This window comes from Flavobacterium sp. B183, assembly GCF_023539155.1.
GTDB classification, from domain to species: Bacteria; Bacteroidota; Bacteroidia; order Flavobacteriales; family Flavobacteriaceae; genus Flavobacterium; species Flavobacterium tructae.
In genome coordinates this window covers 2,238,333-2,256,672 of sequence record NZ_CP097434.1, presented here as the reverse complement: position 1 = coordinate 2,256,672, position 18,340 = coordinate 2,238,333, and the positions used below count along the sequence as shown (strand labels likewise).

Sequence of the window (18,340 nt, the reverse complement as noted above, 5' to 3'; positions counted from 1 at the left end):
CCTGAAAATTACTGCTTCAAAAAATCTAAAATCAGCATTCTGAAATCTACATTCTTTTCTTTATCTTTGCACACTTAAAAAAGAGCACAAAATGGCATTATCAGAACAAGAAATCATCCGAAGAGAAAAACTTCAAAACTTACGCAACTTAGGAATCAATCCTTATCCGGCTAATCTTTTTCCTGTAAATCATACTTCAAAGCAGATAAAGGAGTCATTTGAAGAAGGTAAGAAGGTGATCGTTGCGGGACGTTTGATGAGTGTGAGAGATCAGGGAAAAGCTTGTTTTGCTGAATTGCAGGATAGTGAAGGGCGTATTCAATTGTACGTGAATCGCGATGTTTTGTGCGAAGGTGACGATAAAACGTTATACAATCAGGTTTTTAAAAAATTAACCGATTTAGGAGACTTTATTGGTATCGAAGGTGAATTGTTCACGACTCAGGTTGGAGCAAAATGTATTCGTGTGAGCGGGTTTACTTTTTTGAGTAAAACATTACGTCCGCTTCCTTTACCAAAAGTGGACGAGGACGGAAATGTACACGATGCTTTTAATGATGCTGAATTGCGTTACAGAATGCGTTATGTAGATCTAACGGTGAATCAGCATGTTAAAGAAACGTTTATCAAACGTACCAAGTTGTTTACCGCTATGCGTGGTTATTTTAATGATGCCGGATATCTTGAGGTTGACACACCGGTTTTACAATCGATTCCTGGTGGTGCTTCGGCAAGACCTTTTATCACGCACCATAATTCGCTTGATATTCCGCTTTACATGCGTATTGCAAACGAATTGTATTTAAAAAGATTAATTGTTGGTGGATTTGAAGGTGTTTATGAATTTTCCCGAAACTTCCGTAATGAAGGAATGGACAGAACACATAATCCTGAGTTTACCGCAATGGAAATATATGTAGCCTACAAAGACTACAACTGGATGATGGAATTTGCAGAAGGCCTGCTTGAGCATTGTGCGATTGCCGTAAACGGAACAAGCGAAGTTACTTTTGGTGAGCACAAAATCAACTTTAAAGCGCCTTACGCCCGTGTTACGATGACGGATTCGATCAAACATTTTACCGGTTTTGATATCTCAGGAAAAACAGAAGAAGAACTCTTTGAAGCTGCAAAAGGAATGGGAATCGAAGTTGACAAAACAATGGGGAAAGGAAAATTGATCGATGAAATTTTTGGCGCGAAATGCGAAGGAAATTACATTCAGCCTACTTTCATCACGGATTACCCAAAAGAAATGTCTCCGTTATGTAAAGAACACCGCGACAATCCAGACTTAACCGAACGTTTTGAACTAATGGTTTGTGGTAAAGAAATTGCGAATGCTTATTCTGAATTAAACGACCCAATTGATCAGCGCGAGCGTTTTGAAGACCAAATGCGTCTGGCTGCAAAAGGTGATGATGAAGCAAACGGTATCATCGACGAGGATTTCTTAAGAGCTTTAGAATATGGTATGCCTCCAACATCAGGAATGGGTATTGGAATGGACCGTTTGATTATGTATTTAACCAATAATGCATCAATCCAGGAAGTTTTATTATTCCCGCAAATGCGTCCGGAGAAAAAACAGACTGTAGAATTATCAGACGAAGAGAAATTTATCCTTGATTTATTGAAAGGAAATGAAAATAAAATGGATCTTCAGCAACTAAAAATTACTGCTAATTTAAGCGGTAAAAAATGGGATGCTTCCATGAAAAACTTATCTAAACACGGTTTAACTAAAGTAGCGGTTGAAGGCGAGTTTAAATTTGTGGAATTGGTAGGATAATTTTATAAAAAAGTCAATTCTGGGAATTCAAAATTCTAAAATTGACCTCTTAATATTCAAACCCGACAGGTTTTAAAAACCTGTCGGGTTTTTTTTAGTATATTTTGTATAACTTTGATATTCAAAACTAATGACGATGGGAACACTGGAACTAAAATTAGAAATATTTGACAGACTCAAAAACATTGAGGATATCACTTTACTTGAAAAAATCAGAAGCCTTTTAAAAAATACCGATATTTCTAAAACTTATCAATTAGAGCAATATGAGATAGACGTTCTGAATGAAAGTGAGGAAGACATAAAATATGGAAGAGTTATTTCTCAGGAGGATTTAGACAAAGAAGATTTAGAATGGCTGTCAAAGTAATCTGGACTAAAACTGCTGTTTTACAGAGAAGAAAAATATTGATTTACTGGACTAAAAGAAATAAATCATCTGTTTACTCTAAAAAGTTAATTGCCGAAATTGCACAAAGAATCCAATTTTTAATTCTCAATCCTGAAATCTACGTTAAAACAACTTTTCCTGACATACGTACTTCAACATTAGGACATTATAATATTTTCTATAAATTAACTCCTAAAGAATTAATTGTGATGGCCTTTTGGGACAATCGCCAAAATCCCAAAACGTTGACTAAAATTTTAAAAAAATAAAATACGTTTTCGAAAAAAACAAACCCGACAGGTTTTAAAAACCTGTCGGGTTTATTATTTAATACAATTTGATTAAAACGAGTACTTCTCCAACTTCTTCCCATCGATATCCAAAACCTTTGCACTTTCTCTTGTAGCCTCCTCTTTGACAACTTCCTGAACAGATGGATTTGACGGATATTTTCCGTTTTTCAGTTTTAGAAGATGAAATTTCCCTCCACTTACAGCTATTAGATTATAAAATTTTTCAGATACTGAAGTGGTTACATAAATTGGAAAATCAGTTACTGTAAAAGAATTAATCAGACTTCCGTCATTATTTAAAATGTATCCGGAGCAGCCACCACTTCCACAAAAATAGGAATTAGAGAAGCCTACAAAATACTCCTCTTTCTGATCATTATTCAAATCAAATGCATCATAATAAAAAAACCTATCCTCTTTTGTCAGTGCTGGCAAATCTTTCTTCAGCAATACCAGAAGCTGCTTTCTGATTAACTCTACCGTTTTATCGTCTTTTACAGGAGCCTCACTCACAGCTGCTGTTCCGGTTGCTGTTTTTGTTATGGTGTCGGTTGCAATAGCCTCCACAACATTCTCTTTTTCTGTTTTTTCTTTATTCTGGCACGAAATCATTCCTAAAATTACAAATGCCATTAAAATTTTTCTTTTCATGTTTTCTCTTTTTTTAATTTTTACGATTCCGTTTGAAAACCTGTTGGGTTTGTGATTCAATTTAAACTAACAAGGCAGTTTTATTTTCAATATCATTCTCTGTCAATAAAGACTTTATATTGTTAAAGGTAACCAAAGCGATCTGTGTTAGGGCTTCATTGGTAAAAAACGCCTGATGTGCCGTCACCAATACATTTGGAAAACTCATCAAACGCTGAATCGCATCGTCCTGAATAATATCAGCAGAAAGATCTCTAAAGAATAATTTCTCCTCCTGTTCGTAAACATCAATTCCTAAATAGCCTATTTTACCTTCTTTCAAACCTTCGATAACAGCCGCTGTTTCAATCAAAGCTCCACGGCTGGTATTGATGATCATCACGCTGTCTTTCATTAAAATAATAGACTCCTTGTTAACAATATGTTTCGTCTGATCGTTTAAAGGACAATGTAAGGAGATAATATCACTGGATTTGAAAATCTCGTCCAACGAAACAAACCGAACACCGTCTTTTTCCATTTCTGCGCTTGTTACGATATCATACGCCAGAACTTTACAACCAAATCCTATCGCAATCTTTGCAAAAGCTTTCCCGATATTCCCTGTTCCAATGATTCCGATGGTCTTCCCAAACAAATCAAATCCTAATAAACCATTTAGTGAAAAATTTTGTTCCCGAACTCTATTGTAAGCTTTATGTGTTTTTCTGTTCAGCGCTAAAATCATCGCCATTGCATGTTCCGCAACAGCCTGAGGCGAATAAGCCGGAACGCGGCAAACTTTTAAATTGTACTTTTTAGCGGCATTCAAATCAACATTATTAAACCCCGCACAACGCAAAGCAATAATTTTCACTCCTTTTTCTGCCAATTGCTTCAATACAGCCTCGTTGACAATATCATTCACAAAAACACAAACAATCAATGCTTTTTCAATCAATGCAGCTGTTTGAGGATTCAATTGTGTCTCAAAGAAATCCAATTCAAACCCAAAAGCATCATTGTATTTATTGAAGAACGTTTTATCGTAAGGCTGCGTTGAAAAAAAAGCTATTTTATTTGTATTTACTGTATCCTTTAAACTCATCTTGATTACTATTTTTGAGATTTTTAACTTCCTGTTCTACTAAATTAAACAATTCTTCTGAAGTAACTTCTGATCCTGAAAAATCAACTTACTTTAAATATTCTTTTCCATGTGCAACAACCAATCCGTCTTTTGGGCAAAGACCCGAAACATCATAACCTAAACTTTTAAGAATCTCTAAACCATCTATAACTGCTACTTTATTGCCACCATTCCATCCCTTTTTCAATCCGTATAAAATGCATTCTCTGATATATTTTGGCCGGTTTAAATTGACGCTTTCGGTTTCTTTATCAAATACTCTGGTTAACACTACTCCGGTATTTAAAGGGTTTCCAGCATACAAATCTTCCCATGTAACAAAACTGATTTTCAATGGAGTTTGTTTATGCCCTTCCAGGAATATCGTTATTTCAAATGTTGCCGCTTCTATATCAAGTGCATATTTAGTAACGCTTTTGTACCAATAAACATTCTCTTCAACTGTAATTTTTCTTAATCCCATATGTGTAAAATGTTACCCTTTGAAAAACCAAACGATCTCTTCGTCTCTCTTTTTTAGCCAAAAAATCCTTTCTGCTTGTTATCCTCTAAACTTCAAATGATCGGTGCTAAACAATAATCCGATTCCGCTGTAAGGATCTTTCTTTAGATCATAAAAATTATTTACTCCCTTCATCTCTTTGTACAAATCAGAAATGATCGAAGCAGGTTGAAATCCGTCTATGGTATGATTGATAATCGTATCCGCCAAACAGGTCAACTCTTTTGTACTATTTGTGACGCCCAGATTATTTCCGGTTTCCCAATCCCAGACAATCCACTCCCAATTGTGTTTTTTATGCATACAATCCATCCATAAATAAGACAGATTTTTAATTTTGATCTTCCCTAGTTCATTGTTTTTCCAGTATTCGACACTTTCAACAATGGCGTCTACTGCCGTATCTGTATTATCGTAAACAAAATCGGTTTTTGAAAGCTGAATAATCTTTATGGCATCTGCTATGCGGCTGGCAATCGTTTTCAGCTCTTTTTCGTTCGGATTTCTTAAAAAAGCAAACTCAATATCTAATCGTTCGAAAGCTACTCCTTTTGTCTTAGTCAACATTTCAGACGGAATACCTTCGAGATTGGAATTTTCATCCACAAAACTTTCTTTGGGATCAAACGAAAAATTCTCGTCCTGATAAAAACCTGTTGTATACCTTCCTTCGATTTCTTTCAATAATTTATATTGCTCGAAATACAAATCTTCTCTTGCCTCATCTTCACTTTTAAACCTGCTAAAATAATCGGGCTGCAACAGCCAATACAAACAAAGAACTGTTCCCTTATCAAGTGTTTTTTGTTTGATAATCCACTCAAAAGGTTCGATCCCATCATCATAATTCCAGTTTTGAACAAACTGATGCCATTCTGCTGCAGTTAACTTCTGATAGGACATCTCTCCGTTTATCGCTTTTAAAACCCGGTTTTTATTTTTTTTGCTAAATAATTCTTCCATTTTTTGATTCTGATGATAAGTGTCTCTTCTTTCTATTATGAAAACAAATTTAATTAACCTTTTCTTATAAAAACATGATAAAAAACATAGACTGACAAAACCTTTATTAAAATACTAAAGACCAAACCGTAAACCTTTTTCACGGCTAGTTTTGTTAAATAAACTATAATTACAACAATCTCGTTAAACCTCTTTTATCCTATAAAGTCTAAATGCTATAAACAATTAAAAAACGTACCTCATGAAAAAATTAATTATCGCAGCTTTCTTATTCGTTGGAATAGCGAGTTTTGCACAAGAAGCGGATCAGTCTGTTCAACCACAAAGAGAACGACTAACTCCGGAACAACGCAACGACAGACAGTTAAAAAAACTTACTTCTGAATTAAATTTAGATGCCAATCAGCAGACTCAGATAAAACAGCTTCTGGCTGACAGAAGTGCTAACGCTGAAAAGTTTAGAGAAGACCGTAAAAACAGAAAAGATAATGGTACAAAACTAACTACAGAGCAGAAAGCAGCTTTTAAACAACAAATGGCGGATGAAAAAACGGCTAATGATGCCAAAATGAAATCAATACTGAATGCTGACCAGTACAAAAAATGGACCTCTATACAAGACGAAAAAAGAGAGAAAGCAAAAGAAAAAATGAAAGACAGAAAAGATAATAACTAATCTTATTCACAAAAAAAGAGGCTTAAAAGCCTCTTTTTTTGTGAAGTTCTTATTTTGGATTAAGAATTAAGTCAATTCTCTTAATGCAATCCTCGTAATGGTATTTGGTTTCTGCATTTACAGGTCTTGCTTTTGCTGCTAAAAGTGTACTTCTTAATGCATTCAATTCTCCGCGAACCAGCGCTCTAACATCAGATTGTCCCACATTATAATACACCGTTGATCTGTCAGATGGCTTAATTTCTTCTGTCATTAAAGCTCCCATTCGATCAATATAGCCGCGTTGCAGGTTTCTTCTGTAAATCGTAACATTTCCTGGTGTTGCGGCTTCTTTCCAGATTCCTTTTCGTGTATCTCTTAATAAATCCAGTGCTTTGTAAGTGTCCCCTCCAAGAATTTCATTATCTACCAATCTACCGATACGTCCAATACTAAGCAAACTATTCAGCTGTCTTACCTGTAAGCTTCTGAATTTTTCTGCATAACCTGCAAAATCCGTATTCTTTAAAGTTGTCACATTTACGATCCATGTTGGTGATGCGAAAGCATTGGTCTGAAGCCAGTTCATTGCTTCAATTTGTTTCGCTTTCGGTACTACTTCATAAACACTTCCTGCCTGATTTGGATTTTTAGTATTTTCATAAACTCCGCCAACATTCGTCACCACATGACCTACATATCGGCTCCAAACATCCAGCATTTCTTTATACAATTCGTCCAGATCTTCATAATTATTGGTCACGTTACTCGTCCATTCGTTTAAATGGGCTGCCACATATTCCAGATTTTTAAGTCCATATGTACTCGCTTTCATTGAATTATTTCCAATATCTTCGGTTTGCGAAGTAGGGTCAAAAGCACTACTTTGTTTTCCAAATTTATACAAAGGATTTCCAGCTTTGTCCAAAATCCATTTGTCCAGAGTTGCTTTTTCATCCTGAGGAGATTTTGCATTTGGAATTACTCTGTATCCCCAGTTTAAAGCATAGTGATCGTAAGCCCCCATTTTACGAATAAAACGAATATTTTTATCTCCCGGCTGTGCGATATAATTGTATCTCGCATAGTCCATTATACTGGCAGAAATTCCGTTTTGCTGGGTAAAATCACCATTTCGGTAACTTTCTACGTCATAGGCACAGCTTGCGCCCATATTATGCGGAAAACCTAAAGCATGACCCACTTCGTGAGCGATAACCATACGCATCATCTCTCCCATTTCTTCGTCGCCGGTTTGTAAAGTTCTGGCTGCTGGGTTTGCTGCTCCGGTTTCTAGTAAATATCGGTTTCTGTACGAACGTAAATGATTGTGGTACCAAATCACATCGCTTTCGATTATTTCACCGCTTCTTGGATCTGAAACACTCGGACCAACTGCATTTCTCGTGGTACTTGCAACATAACGAACAACAGAATATCGAACATCTTCCGGACTAAAATCAGGATCTTCTTCTTTTGTCGGAGCATCTTTTGCGATAATTGCATTCTTAAATCCTGCTGTTTCAAAAGGTTTCTGCCATTCTTCTATTCCTTGTTTGATATACTTGCGCAGTTTTTCAGGAGTCGCAGGATCCAAATAGTAAACGATAGGTTTTACCGGTTCAACCAGTTCTCCTCTTGCATAGGCTTCCGGATCTTTTGGCTCCAATCTCCAACGACGAATGTAGGTTTTAAGATCTGATTTTAGTTCATTACTTCCATAATCGTACTGACTTACGGTAAACCAACCTACTCTTGCATCTGCTAACCTTGGTTTCATTGGCACTTCAGGCAATAAAATCATCGACTGGTTCATCTGAATACTAATCGATTCTGTATCTTCCAGCATCGATGGTTTTGAAGCATTATAGGTCATATCCTGAATTACCTCGATATTCATCGGAAAACTCTTGATGGTATTAATAAAACTTCTCGAATCATCAAGTCCTTTTACTTTATACATTTCACGCATTTCTGCCGATATTCCGCTGATAGCCTTAACATCAGTACTGTAAAATTTGGTAACATCCACAACAGTGTTGGCCGAATCTTTACTAAAAGCAACAATATCAAAAGCAAACAAAGTAGGTTCGTAGTTATTTGCTTTCACCGAAATACTGATTGGCAAAGTATCATTGGCTACGGCATTGTATGATTTTGACTTGATGAGAATTTTATCCTGAAAACGCTGCCAAACAATTAGCTGTTCATTAGTTTCTGATCCTGCATTTACATAACCGCCACCCAAATTAGAAGGCAGTTTGGATAACCTGCTCACTAAAAGCATGTCTTTGTTCAGGTATTTATTCGGAATCTCGAAATAGTATTTTTTATCGACTTTATGTACTTTAAAAAGTCCGTCATCAGAAATAGCGTCTTTGGTGATTACCTTGCTGTAGTCTTTAATTGCTGACTCCGGTTTTTTCTCCGGCGGGGCAGCTGCCGATTCGTCTTTTTTAGATTTTTTCTTATTTGATTGTGCAAATTGAGAGGTGGGAAATAGCACAAATGCCGCTATTGTAGTTAAAATGAGAAATTTCTTCATTTACTGCAGGTTTAATGGTTATTTAATAAACAAAAATAATTTTTATCCTGAATATACGACGGAAAACCTTTTTATTAACTTTTCATTAACTACTTTGTGATTTTAATGTTTAAGCTGCAAAACGAGACCGAATATTGTGAAATGTAAAATGTGAAATGCGACTGAAAACCGTGACTGAATACTACAATAAAAAAAAGACCCAGCTTTACTAAAAAAACTGAGCCTTCGATTGAAAAAAAAATATATACTTTAAATTTCTAAGATTTAAAAAGTCTTCGAAACTTTATCGATCGCATTGATTGTAAAATCTAGGTCTTCATAAGTTAGCGCATCTGTAATAAACCAGGTTTCATAAGCCGATGGCGCAATATAAACACCTTCTTGCAACAAGCCGTGGAAGAATTTCTTAAACGTTTCATTATCGCCTTTCGCAGCAGTTTGAAAATCAACAACCGGGTTTGCATCAAAGTGAACAGAAATCATCGATCCTACTCTATTGATGGTAAAAACAACATTATTGGCTTTTAAAACCCTGTCGATTCCAGCTTCTAGATAAGCTGTTTTTTCTTCTAAACGAGTAAAGATTGCCGGATCATTATTTAGCGCCTGTAACATTGCCAAACCTGCAGCCATTGCCAGAGGATTACCTGACAATGTTCCTGCCTGATATACCGGGCCAAGCGGTGCCAAGTAATTCATGATTTCTTCGCGGGCTGCAAAAGCACCTACGGGTAAACCTCCACCAATTACTTTTCCGAAAGTCACAATATCCGCATTGATGTTGTACAATTCCTGAACTCCTCCGCGAGCCAGACGGAAGCCTGTCATTACCTCATCAAAAATCAGTAAAATTCCGTTTGCCGTACACAATTCTCTTAAGCCTTCCAGAAAACCTTTTTGTGGTGGGATACATCCCATATTTCCGGCAACAGCTTCGATAATAATAGCAGCGATTTCGCCTTTATTAGCTTCGATTAAAGTTTTTACATTCTCTAAATCATTGTATTTTGCCAATAAAGTATCTTTTGCAGTTCCTTCCGTAACTCCGGGGCTGTTTGGTGATCCGAATGTCACGGCACCACTTCCCGCCTGAATCAAAAATGAATCAGAATGTCCGTGGTAACAGCCTGCAAATTTTATGATTTTATCTCTTTTTGTAAATCCGCGAGCCAGACGAATGGCACTCATACAAGCCTCTGTACCTGAATTTACAAATCTTATTTTATCAATATTCGGAACCATAGAAACCGCTAAAGCAGCAATCTCCGTTTCTAATTCCGTTGGCATACCAAATGAAGTTCCCAGTTTTGCTTTTTCGATTACCGCATCCACAACTGGCTTTAAAGCATGCCCTAAGACCATTGGCCCCCATGAATTGATATAATCGATTAATTTATTTCCGTCTTCGTCATACAAATAAGCACCCTTGGCACTCTTTACAAAAATTGGAGTTCCACCAACCGCTTTAAATGCTCTTACCGGTGAATTTACTCCTCCCGGAATTACTTTTTCTGCTTCAGCAAAAAGCTGACTACTTCTTTTATAAATCATTATGATTTTAGATTTTAGATTTCTGAATTTAGATTTTAGATTTTAACGAATTCGAACCAAAACTGAAAACTGTTACTGAGACGAAACACTATTTCACTCTCAACTTCTGTCCGATCGAAATCGCGTTATCCGAAAGATTATTTTTTTGTTTTAAATCATCAACCAATACATTGAATTTTTTTGAAATCGAATACAAGGTATCTCCTTTCTGCACTTCATATAGATTCGGATCATTTGAATTAGAAGAGGAAGGAGTGTTAGGAGAAACAGAAGAACTTCTTACCGGAGTTGATTTTTCAAAAGGTTTATAGCTTTTTCCGGTAACCTGACAATCGTATTGATGCAAATTGTATCGTTCGATATAGCTAATTAATTTATCCGGATAGTTGGGATCTGTAGCATAACCTGCAGCCCTTAATCCTTTTGCCCAGGCTTTATAATCGTCTTTTTCGTAAGTAAACAAAGTCGCATATCTATTTTTGCCAACCAAAAATAAAGCATGATCTCTATAAGATTCTGCAGCTTCTGTATATTTTCGGAAGCATTCCTGAGCAGAATCATCATCATGACGAACACTTTCTCCCAGCCAGTCTTTATGGCACTTAATTCCAAAATGATTGTTGGCTTCCAGGGCTAAATCTCCTTTTCCTGCACCGGATTCTAAAATTCCCTGTGCCAGAATGATACTTGCAGGAATGCCGTATTTCTGCATATTGCCTATTGCAATATCTTTGTACTGTAAAATATAATTATTGATTAAATCGCTGGTTACAACTGTTTTTGAAGTAGACTGAATAACCTCAGTTGTATTATTTGTAGAAGGGTATTTTTTGCCAATTGGTTTGGTGTAAGTTGGCTTTTTGGTTGTTGCCACTCTGGGCCTCTGGACCGCCGCCGCTTTTTTGGTCGTCGCGATAGTAGGTTTACTTGAAGAGCAGCCTACTATAGTTGCCAGAATTAAAAGTGCTAATATTTTTTTAACCATTGCTTTTAAGTATTGGTAATTTTTTCTGCTTCAATTTAATATTCATCCCCGCAATTCCCTGCAATCCGCCGGTATGGATCAATAATATTCTTGAATGTTCAGGAAAGTAATTTTTATGTATTAAGTCTATAACGCCAAAAACCATCTTTCCCGTATAAATTGGATCCAAAGGCACTTTAGTTTCTTCAAAAAAAGTATTGATAAATTCAATTAATTCCAAATTTACCTTCCCATAACCTCCAAAATGATAGTCAGAAATTAAATCCCAGTTATCTTTCTTTGCAAAAATACGAATTTCATCGGTTAAAAAGTCACCTTTTAACGCTGGAAATCCTAAAATTTTCTGATTTGGCAACGCACTATTAATCAATCCCGATATCGTTCCGCCCGTTCCTACCGCGCAACAAACGAAATCAAAAATGGCGTCTTCTTCAGTTAAAATCTCTTCACATCCTTTTACAGCCAGTTCATTTGTCCCGCCTTCTGGTACTAAATAGAAGTCATCAAATTTATCTTTCAGTTTTTCTATAAAGGAATCTTCATTTTTATGCCGATACTCTTCCCGCGTCACAAACTCAAACTGCATTCCGTTTTCCTGAGCAAATTTTAATGTCGGATTTTCTTCAATTTTATCAAAAAGTTCCTCTCCCCTAATAATTCCTATCGTTCTAAAACCCTTCTCTTTTCCGGCATAAGCAACTGCAGCAATATGATTGGAAAAAGCTCCGCCAAAAGTCAACAGAGTCTCTTGATGCTCGGTTTTCGCCTGAAGCAAATTGTATTTCAGTTTCCTGAATTTATTTCCTGAAACAAACGGATGAATTAAATCTTCCCGCTTTATAGTCAGCGTAATACCCTTTGAAAAAGCGATTTGGATTTCCTGATTCAAAATCTAATGGTGTTTTAAAGTTAAGTAATTCAAAAAGCCAAAAAAAGATCGGTTTTTCAAATAATTAAGATGAGTTTCATTGGCGTAAGCTTCTCTCTCAAAGCTTATATTCCGGTAGGCCAGCTCTTTGTCTTTGTATTGTAGCAGCCGAATTGCATATTCAAAAACATACAAAATATAAAACGGAAGAATCAATAATTCCAATTGCTGCCGAAGATGAATTTTTTCATGATTGACAAAAACAGCATTTGCTTTATCTGCATCATATTTTAAAATCACAAACGGAAACACAGCCATTCCCCGATACCCTTTTGGAATTAAATATTTAGCAACAATCAGAAACATTAGCTGTAAAATTTATAAATTTGTAGATGAAAATTGTTCAATTTCATTAAAGTCACAATCTATTAATTATTTTTGATTTTAAAAAATGGAGAACACCAACGCAATGCAGATTTATGAAGGAGCAAAGTAATGAAAATAAATTAATCGAAGGGGAAGATTTTTACTATACCCCCGAAGGTTATAAATGCTTTACTGAAAAACACCACCTAAAACGTGGTTATTGCTGTAAAAGCGGCTGTCGTCATTGTCCGTATGGGTTTGACAAACGAACAGGGGAAATAAGGAAATAATTCTTTTAGACTTCTTAGATCGTTAGATTTTTAGACTACTTAGATTATCCTAATCATCTTCATCTAAGAATGACAAGAAGCCAATAAAATAAATAACAATTGTAAAAATTACAAGACTTAGATTCACTTTAAAAAAATCTAACAATCTAAGCAAGTCTAACAATCTAAAAATCTATAAATGGATATTCTGTTTCGAAAATTTAGGATTACCATCCACAAATCCTATCACAGGTCGGATATCCGTTATCCTTAGTTTTTTTTAGTTCGAAAATGTGCAAATTTGAAAATGAGATCATTATTTTTTGAATCGAATATTCTTTGGCAATATTTCGCTCCTCCGGAGCTTTTACCAAATGATCGTATTGTTTTCTATAAACATAGTGCCTTTCCAAGGCTTAGAGCAACTCCAAAGGAGTGCTATATTTATAAAAATAAAATTAGCGATCAGAAATTCAGCCCCAGCGGGGCGATATAATCTAAAAAAAACAAAAAATTTAATCTGTTGCTAATCTTGCTAAATTATCTTAGCAACTTTAAATCTTAGCAACTAAGTACCTTATAAAAAAATGACTTTCAAAGAACAAATACAACAAGGAATACCTACCATATTACCCCCAAAGGCAACATACGATTTAGCGATTAACCATGCGCCAAAGCGAAAAGAAATCTTATCAGCAGAAGAAAAAAAGCTAGCTTTAAAAAATGCCCTGCGTTATTTTGACGCCAAGCACCATGCGGAATTAATTCAGGAGTTTTCAGAAGAATTAGAAACTTACGGACGTATTTACATGTACCGTTTTCGTCCGGAATACAGAATGTATGCCCGACCAATTGACGAATATCCGGGAAAATCATTGCAGGCAAAAGCCATCATGCACATGATTCAGAACAATTTGGATTATGCTGTAGCACAACATCCTCATGAACTGATTACTTATGGTGGAAATGGAGCTGTTTTTCAAAACTGGGCACAATATTTACTCACGATGCAATACCTGTCTGAAATGACAGACGAGCAAACTTTGACCATGTACTCAGGCCACCCGATGGGATTGTTCCCGTCGCATGCGGAAGCTCCAAGAGTTGTTGTAACAAACGGAATGGTGATCCCAAATTATTCGAAACCGGATGATTGGGAGAAAATGAATGCCTTAGGTGTTTCGCAATACGGACAAATGACTGCGGGAAGTTATATGTACATAGGACCACAAGGAATTGTTCACGGAACAACGATTACGGTTTTGAACGGTTTTAGAAAAATCAAACAAAATCCGGAAGGAAATCTTTTTGTAACTTCAGGACTTGGCGGAATGTCGGGCGCACAGCCAAAAGCCGGAAATATTGCTGGCTGTATCACGGTTTGTGCAGAAGTAAATCCAAAAATCACCAAGATTCGCCACGAGCAGGGCTGGATCAATGAAATTGTAACTTCGACAGAAGAACTGGTAAAAAGAGTCCTTACAGCAAAAGCGAATAAAGAAGTGGTATCCATCGCTTACTTAGGAAATGTAGTAGACGTTTGGGAATGCTTCGACAAAGAAAATATCAAAATTGATTTGGGTTCAGACCAGACTTCTCTTCACAATCCTTGGGCAGGAGGTTATTATCCAGTTGGAATTTCTTTTGAAGAAGCTAACGAAATGATGGCTAATAATCCTGAATTGTTCAAAGAAAAAGTACAGGAATCATTACGTCGTCAGGCGAAAGCGATTAACCAACACACTGCAAAAGGGACTTACTTTTTTGATTACGGAAATGCCTTTTTATTAGAAGCTTCGCGCGCAGGTGCCGATGTAATGGCCGAAAATAATATTGATTTTAAATACCCAAGTTATGTTCAGGACATCATGGGACCAATGTGTTTTGATTACGGTTTTGGTCCATTTAGATGGGTGTGTACTTCGGGAAAACCGGAAGATTTGCAGAAAACAGATGCTATTGCCAGCCAGGTTTTAGAAGAAATGGCTCAAACAGCTCCAAATGAGATCCAGCAGCAAATGCAGGACAACATTAAATGGATCAAAGGCGCGCAGGAGAACAAACTGGTTGTGGGTTCACAAGCCAGAATTTTATATGCCGATGCTGAGGGCCGAATTAAAATTGCCGAGGCTTTCAATCAGGCGATTGCCAAAGGTGAAATTGGAGCCGTTGTTTTAGGACGCGATCATCATGACGTTTCGGGAACAGATTCTCCGTACAGAGAAACCTCTAACATCTACGATGGATCACGCTTTACAGCTGATATGGCCATCCAAAACGTGATTGGAGACAGCTTTAGAGGGGCAACCTGGGTTTCTATACATAATGGCGGCGGAGTTGGCTGGGGAGAGGTTATAAATGGTGGCTTTGGTATGGTTCTTGATGGATCTAAAGAGGCTTCAAAACGTTTAGCCTCAATGCTTTTTTGGGATGTTAACAACGGAATTTCAAGAAGAAGCTGGGCCAGAAATGACGAGGCTATTTTTGCGATAAAAAGAGCAATGGAAGTTCAGCCTCTATTAAAAGTGACTTTACCTAATATAGTAGATGAAAATCTATTTTAGATAGTAATGTCAAGCTGAGCGGAGTTGAAAAAAAGAGACTTCGACTCCGCTCAGTCTGACAGAGCTATGCTCCATCTGATGGGCTGTGCTCAGTCAGGCAGATCAAAGAGAACATTAAATTTTTAACATATGAAAACATTCAAATTAGTACCCGTTTTTTTGCTTTTAATACTAGCATCATGCAGCACAGTCAGCGTTTACTCTGATTACGACAAAAACGTAAATTTTGCCTCTTACAAAACGTATGCTTTCTTCAAGCCCGGAATTGACAAGGTTGAAATATCTGATTTGGATAAAAGACGTATTTTACGTGCCATCGATGATCAAATGCAGGCCAAAGGTTTTACCAAAAGCGAAAACCCCGATTTATTAGTTAATATTTTCACTAAAGCAAGAGAACAAGTCAATGTAAATCAATTTAGTGCCGGCTGGGGTTACGGTTGGGGATGGGGATGGAATCCTTACATGATGTACGGAGGAAATCAAACTACCGTTTCTACTTCTACCGAAGGAACTTTATTCATTGATTTGATTGATGCTAAGAAAAAAGAAATGATCTGGCAAGGAGAAGGTGTTGGAACGCTAACCAAAAACGTTGCTAAAAAAGACGAAAAGGTTGCCGAGTTTGTATCTAAAATTCTGGCACAATACCCTCCGGTTAAAAAGTAGTTTTCAGTCTCTGTTTTCAGTTTTTTACAAAAACTAAAAAAAGTTATTGAAATCTTCTCAAAATAATTAATACATTTGCGATTCAATTATCTGAAATGAAAAACTTAAATAACATTATTATCGCTATTACTATTATTGCAATTCAGCAATAATGGCGAGGTAATGTATAAATAAGTAAACAAAATACAATTTATAAAACCTCCCAAAACGGGAGGTTTTTTTTATTTAAAAAAAATATAGTACAAAACATTTTGCCACAGATTTCACAGATTAAAAATCTTTTTAAATCCTTTAATCTTTGGCAAAAAACAATTTAATCTTTATGAATTTATTTAACGAAGTACTTGCTGCTCAAAAGCAACTTGAAAATGTGGTTGCCGCTACTCCACTCACCCAAAATTTAAATCTTTCTGACGAGTTTAAATCAACTATTTTATTAAAAAGAGAAGATTTACAAATTGTTCGATCGTATAAAATCAGAGGAGCTTACAACAAGATTTCTTCGTTAACCGAAACCGAAAAAGCAAGCGGAATTGTGTGTGCCAGCGCGGGAAATCATGCACAGGGCGTAGCTTACTCCTGTCATCTTTTGCAAATAAAAGGTAAAATCTACATGCCTAAAACCACTCCAAAACAAAAAGTCAAACAGGTACAATTGTTCGGAAAATCATTTGTTGAAATTGTACTTACCGGAGATACTTTCGATGATGCCTATGCTTCCGCTACAGCAGATGCAACCGAAAATCAAAAAACGTTCATTCATCCTTTTGACGATGATAAAGTTATTGCGGGTCAGGGAACTGTAGCATTAGAAATTCTGGACAGTTACAATGAACCTATTGATTACGTTTTTGTTCCCATTGGTGGCGGTGGGCTGGCTTCAGGTTTGTCTGAAGTTTTTAAGCAACTGAGCCCAAATACAAAGATTATTGGTGTCGAACCCAAAGGAGCCCCTTCAATGAAAAACTCTATTGAAGCAAATAAAAACACGGCTTTAAAAACAATTGACAAATTTGTGGATGGTGCTGCTGTTAAACAAGTGGGTGACAAAACTTTCGAGATCTGCCGAACAAATTTAGACGATATTATTCTGGTACCGGAAGGAAAAGTTTGTACTACGATTTTGCGTTTGTATAACGAAGAAGCCATGGTCGTAGAGCCTGCAGGAGCTCTGACTATTGCCGCTTTAGATTTTTATAAGGATAAAATAAAAGGCAAAAAAGTAGTGTGCGTGGTGAGTGGTAGCAACAATGACATTGAAAGAACTGCCGAAATAAAAGAGCGCTCTTTACTGTATGAAGGTCTGATGCATTATTTCATGATTCAGTTTCCACAGCGTCCGGGTGCTTTAAAAGAATTTGTAAACAACATCTTAGGCCCTGATGATGATATTACTTATTTCCAATTTGCTAAGAAAAACAGCCGCGAAGTGGGTTCAGTAGTCGTTGGTTTAGAACTAAAAAACAAGAAAGACATACTGGCGATTAAAATGAATATGACCAAAAACGGATTTGAGTTTCAATATTTAAATGACCGTCAGGATCTATTTACACAAATGATCGGATAATGTAAAAAAGTGTGTGATTTAAAACTGTCTATTTTTACAATAAAACCTTTTCAATCGAACTCACAAACAATCTGAAATGATAAATATCAGCGATCACAAATTAGTTAATCGTACTTTTGTCTTTCATTTATAGTAAAAAACATGGCAACGCTTAAAGACATTTCAAACATAGAAGATATAAAATTAATGGTGGACAGCTTTTATGGTAAAGTGCGAAAAGACGATTTACTGGGACCGATTTTCAATGAGAAACTCCAGGATCGCTGGCCGGAGCATTTAGAAAAAATGTACGGTTTCTGGCAAACTATTTTATTTGATGTACGCGCCTATTCAGGAAGCCCTTTTCCTCCACACAAACAACTACCAGTAGATAAAACCCACTTTGACCGCTGGGTACTGCTTTTTAACACTTCTATCGATGGACTTTTCTCAGGAACTATTACCGAAGAAGCAAAAATGAGAGCAGCCAACATGGCATATATGTTCAATTATAAAATTGACTATTTCAGAAATCCTGAAAATCATTAATTTTTTAATTGATAATAAGCTGATTTTACGGTTTGCCTTAACTAAAATATAC

Annotated in this window: 18 protein-coding genes; 9 read left to right on the top strand and 9 right to left on the bottom strand. The window is 36.3% G+C overall.

What is annotated here, in order from left to right:
- Positions 1–91: 91 nt before the first annotated feature.
- The 3 genes from lysS to M4I44_RS09925 all read left to right on the top strand — a co-directional run bounded on the left by lysS (position 92) and on the right by M4I44_RS09925 (position 2,452).
- Entirely contained in the window at positions 92–1,792 is a 1,701-nt protein-coding gene (gene lysS / locus M4I44_RS09935; RefSeq protein WP_249967193.1) for a lysine--tRNA ligase, read from the top strand.
- A 136-nt stretch (positions 1,793–1,928) separates the two neighbouring features.
- The gene (locus M4I44_RS09930) at positions 1,929–2,162 is read left to right on the top strand and encodes a hypothetical protein (RefSeq protein ID WP_249967192.1); all 234 of its coding nucleotides are present in this window, start codon (positions 1,929–1,931) and stop codon (positions 2,160–2,162) included.
- Positions 2,147–2,452 carry a type II toxin-antitoxin system RelE/ParE family toxin gene (locus M4I44_RS09925; RefSeq protein ID WP_249967191.1) on the top strand — a complete coding sequence of 102 codons (306 nt, stop codon included), beginning with the start codon at positions 2,147–2,149 and terminating at the stop codon, positions 2,450–2,452. Before M4I44_RS09930 ends, M4I44_RS09925 begins: the two co-directional genes overlap by 16 nt.
- Positions 2,453–2,524: 72 nt before the next feature.
- Here the strand turns inward: M4I44_RS09925 and M4I44_RS09920 are convergent, their stop codons facing one another.
- The 4 genes from M4I44_RS09920 to M4I44_RS09905 form a co-directional block, all read right to left on the bottom strand.
- A complete protein-coding gene (locus M4I44_RS09920) occupies positions 2,525–3,127 on the bottom strand; it encodes a hypothetical protein (RefSeq protein ID WP_249967190.1) in 603 nt (200 codons plus the stop codon).
- A gap of 61 nt (positions 3,128–3,188) precedes the next feature.
- Complete coding sequence (locus M4I44_RS09915) at positions 3,189–4,214, bottom strand: 2-hydroxyacid dehydrogenase (RefSeq protein ID WP_249967189.1); 1,026 nt, start codon at positions 4,212–4,214, stop codon at positions 3,189–3,191.
- 88 nt (positions 4,215–4,302) lie between these two features.
- Positions 4,303–4,719: a hypothetical protein gene (locus M4I44_RS09910; RefSeq protein WP_249967188.1), complete on the bottom strand. Its 417-nt coding sequence runs from the start codon at positions 4,717–4,719 to the stop codon at positions 4,303–4,305.
- A gap of 78 nt (positions 4,720–4,797) precedes the next feature.
- On the bottom strand, positions 4,798–5,721 hold the full coding sequence (locus tag M4I44_RS09905; RefSeq protein WP_249967187.1) for a DUF4274 domain-containing protein: 924 nt from the start codon (positions 5,719–5,721) through the stop codon (positions 4,798–4,800).
- A gap of 241 nt (positions 5,722–5,962) precedes the next feature.
- Here M4I44_RS09905 and M4I44_RS09900 point away from each other — a divergent pair, with 241 nt between their 5' ends.
- Complete coding sequence (locus tag M4I44_RS09900; protein WP_017496695.1) at positions 5,963–6,397, top strand: hypothetical protein; 435 nt, start codon at positions 5,963–5,965, stop codon at positions 6,395–6,397.
- A 49-nt stretch (positions 6,398–6,446) separates the two neighbouring features.
- Here M4I44_RS09900 and M4I44_RS09895 read toward each other — a convergent pair whose 3' ends face one another.
- From M4I44_RS09895 to M4I44_RS09875, 5 genes are all read right to left on the bottom strand, one after another.
- Positions 6,447–8,921, bottom strand: coding sequence for a zinc-dependent metalloprotease (locus tag M4I44_RS09895; RefSeq protein ID WP_249967186.1), 2,475 nt, complete (start codon positions 8,919–8,921; stop codon positions 6,447–6,449).
- Between the two features lie 264 nt (positions 8,922–9,185).
- Positions 9,186–10,472 (bottom strand): glutamate-1-semialdehyde 2,1-aminomutase, encoded by a 1,287-nt coding sequence (hemL, locus tag M4I44_RS09890; RefSeq protein WP_249967185.1) that lies wholly within the window; start codon positions 10,470–10,472, stop codon positions 9,186–9,188.
- A gap of 88 nt (positions 10,473–10,560) precedes the next feature.
- Positions 10,561–11,457 carry a glucosaminidase domain-containing protein gene (locus M4I44_RS09885; RefSeq protein WP_249967184.1) on the bottom strand — a complete coding sequence of 299 codons (897 nt, stop codon included), beginning with the start codon at positions 11,455–11,457 and terminating at the stop codon, positions 10,561–10,563.
- Positions 11,450–12,346, bottom strand: a complete 897-nt coding sequence (locus tag M4I44_RS09880) for a 1-aminocyclopropane-1-carboxylate deaminase/D-cysteine desulfhydrase (RefSeq protein ID WP_249967183.1) — start codon at positions 12,344–12,346, stop codon at positions 11,450–11,452. Before M4I44_RS09880 ends, M4I44_RS09885 begins: the two co-directional genes overlap by 8 nt.
- A 3-nt stretch (positions 12,347–12,349) precedes the next feature.
- Positions 12,350–12,691, bottom strand: a complete 342-nt coding sequence (locus M4I44_RS09875; protein ID WP_249967182.1) for a hypothetical protein — start codon at positions 12,689–12,691, stop codon at positions 12,350–12,352.
- A gap of 113 nt (positions 12,692–12,804) precedes the next feature.
- Here M4I44_RS09875 and M4I44_RS09870 point away from each other — a divergent pair, with 113 nt between their 5' ends.
- The 5 genes from M4I44_RS09870 to M4I44_RS09850 all read left to right on the top strand — a co-directional run bounded on the left by M4I44_RS09870 (position 12,805) and on the right by M4I44_RS09850 (position 18,288).
- Complete coding sequence (locus M4I44_RS09870) at positions 12,805–12,981, top strand: DUF5522 domain-containing protein (RefSeq protein ID WP_165830187.1); 177 nt, start codon at positions 12,805–12,807, stop codon at positions 12,979–12,981.
- A gap of 566 nt (positions 12,982–13,547) precedes the next feature.
- Positions 13,548–15,524 carry a urocanate hydratase gene (locus tag M4I44_RS09865; protein ID WP_017496688.1) on the top strand — a complete coding sequence of 659 codons (1,977 nt, stop codon included), beginning with the start codon at positions 13,548–13,550 and terminating at the stop codon, positions 15,522–15,524.
- 129 nt (positions 15,525–15,653) lie between these two features.
- The gene (locus M4I44_RS09860; RefSeq protein ID WP_017496687.1) at positions 15,654–16,193 is read left to right on the top strand and encodes a DUF4136 domain-containing protein; all 540 of its coding nucleotides are present in this window, start codon (positions 15,654–15,656) and stop codon (positions 16,191–16,193) included.
- A 322-nt stretch (positions 16,194–16,515) separates the two neighbouring features.
- Positions 16,516–17,760, top strand: coding sequence for a threonine ammonia-lyase IlvA (gene ilvA, locus M4I44_RS09855; RefSeq protein ID WP_026110012.1), 1,245 nt, complete (start codon positions 16,516–16,518; stop codon positions 17,758–17,760).
- 141 nt (positions 17,761–17,901) lie between these two features.
- Positions 17,902–18,288: a group III truncated hemoglobin gene (locus M4I44_RS09850; protein ID WP_249967181.1), complete on the top strand. Its 387-nt coding sequence runs from the start codon at positions 17,902–17,904 to the stop codon at positions 18,286–18,288.
- The last annotated feature ends 52 nt before the right edge of the window (positions 18,289–18,340 follow it).

Coding starts and splice junctions, on each gene's coding strand:
- lysS (WP_249967193.1), top strand. CDS start 92: ATGGCATTATCAGAACAAGAAATCATCCGAAGAGAAAAACTTCAAAAC.
- M4I44_RS09930 (WP_249967192.1), top strand. CDS start 1,929: ATGGGAACACTGGAACTAAAATTAGAAATATTTGACAGACTCAAAAAC.
- M4I44_RS09925 (WP_249967191.1), top strand. CDS start 2,147: ATGGCTGTCAAAGTAATCTGGACTAAAACTGCTGTTTTACAGAGAAGA.
- M4I44_RS09920 (WP_249967190.1), bottom strand. CDS start 3,127: ATGAAAAGAAAAATTTTAATGGCATTTGTAATTTTAGGAATGATTTCG.
- M4I44_RS09915 (WP_249967189.1), bottom strand. CDS start 4,214: ATGAGTTTAAAGGATACAGTAAATACAAATAAAATAGCTTTTTTTTCA.
- M4I44_RS09910 (WP_249967188.1), bottom strand. CDS start 4,719: ATGGGATTAAGAAAAATTACAGTTGAAGAGAATGTTTATTGGTACAAA.
- M4I44_RS09905 (WP_249967187.1), bottom strand. CDS start 5,721: ATGGAAGAATTATTTAGCAAAAAAAATAAAAACCGGGTTTTAAAAGCG.
- M4I44_RS09900 (WP_017496695.1), top strand. CDS start 5,963: ATGAAAAAATTAATTATCGCAGCTTTCTTATTCGTTGGAATAGCGAGT.
- M4I44_RS09895 (WP_249967186.1), bottom strand. CDS start 8,921: ATGAAGAAATTTCTCATTTTAACTACAATAGCGGCATTTGTGCTATTT.
- hemL (WP_249967185.1), bottom strand. CDS start 10,472: ATGATTTATAAAAGAAGTAGTCAGCTTTTTGCTGAAGCAGAAAAAGTA.
- M4I44_RS09885 (WP_249967184.1), bottom strand. CDS start 11,457: ATGGTTAAAAAAATATTAGCACTTTTAATTCTGGCAACTATAGTAGGC.
- M4I44_RS09875 (WP_249967182.1), bottom strand. CDS start 12,691: ATGTTTCTGATTGTTGCTAAATATTTAATTCCAAAAGGGTATCGGGGA.
- M4I44_RS09870 (WP_165830187.1), top strand. CDS start 12,805: ATGAAGGAGCAAAGTAATGAAAATAAATTAATCGAAGGGGAAGATTTT.
- M4I44_RS09865 (WP_017496688.1), top strand. CDS start 13,548: ATGACTTTCAAAGAACAAATACAACAAGGAATACCTACCATATTACCC.
- M4I44_RS09860 (WP_017496687.1), top strand. CDS start 15,654: ATGAAAACATTCAAATTAGTACCCGTTTTTTTGCTTTTAATACTAGCA.
- ilvA (WP_026110012.1), top strand. CDS start 16,516: ATGAATTTATTTAACGAAGTACTTGCTGCTCAAAAGCAACTTGAAAAT.
- M4I44_RS09850 (WP_249967181.1), top strand. CDS start 17,902: ATGGCAACGCTTAAAGACATTTCAAACATAGAAGATATAAAATTAATG.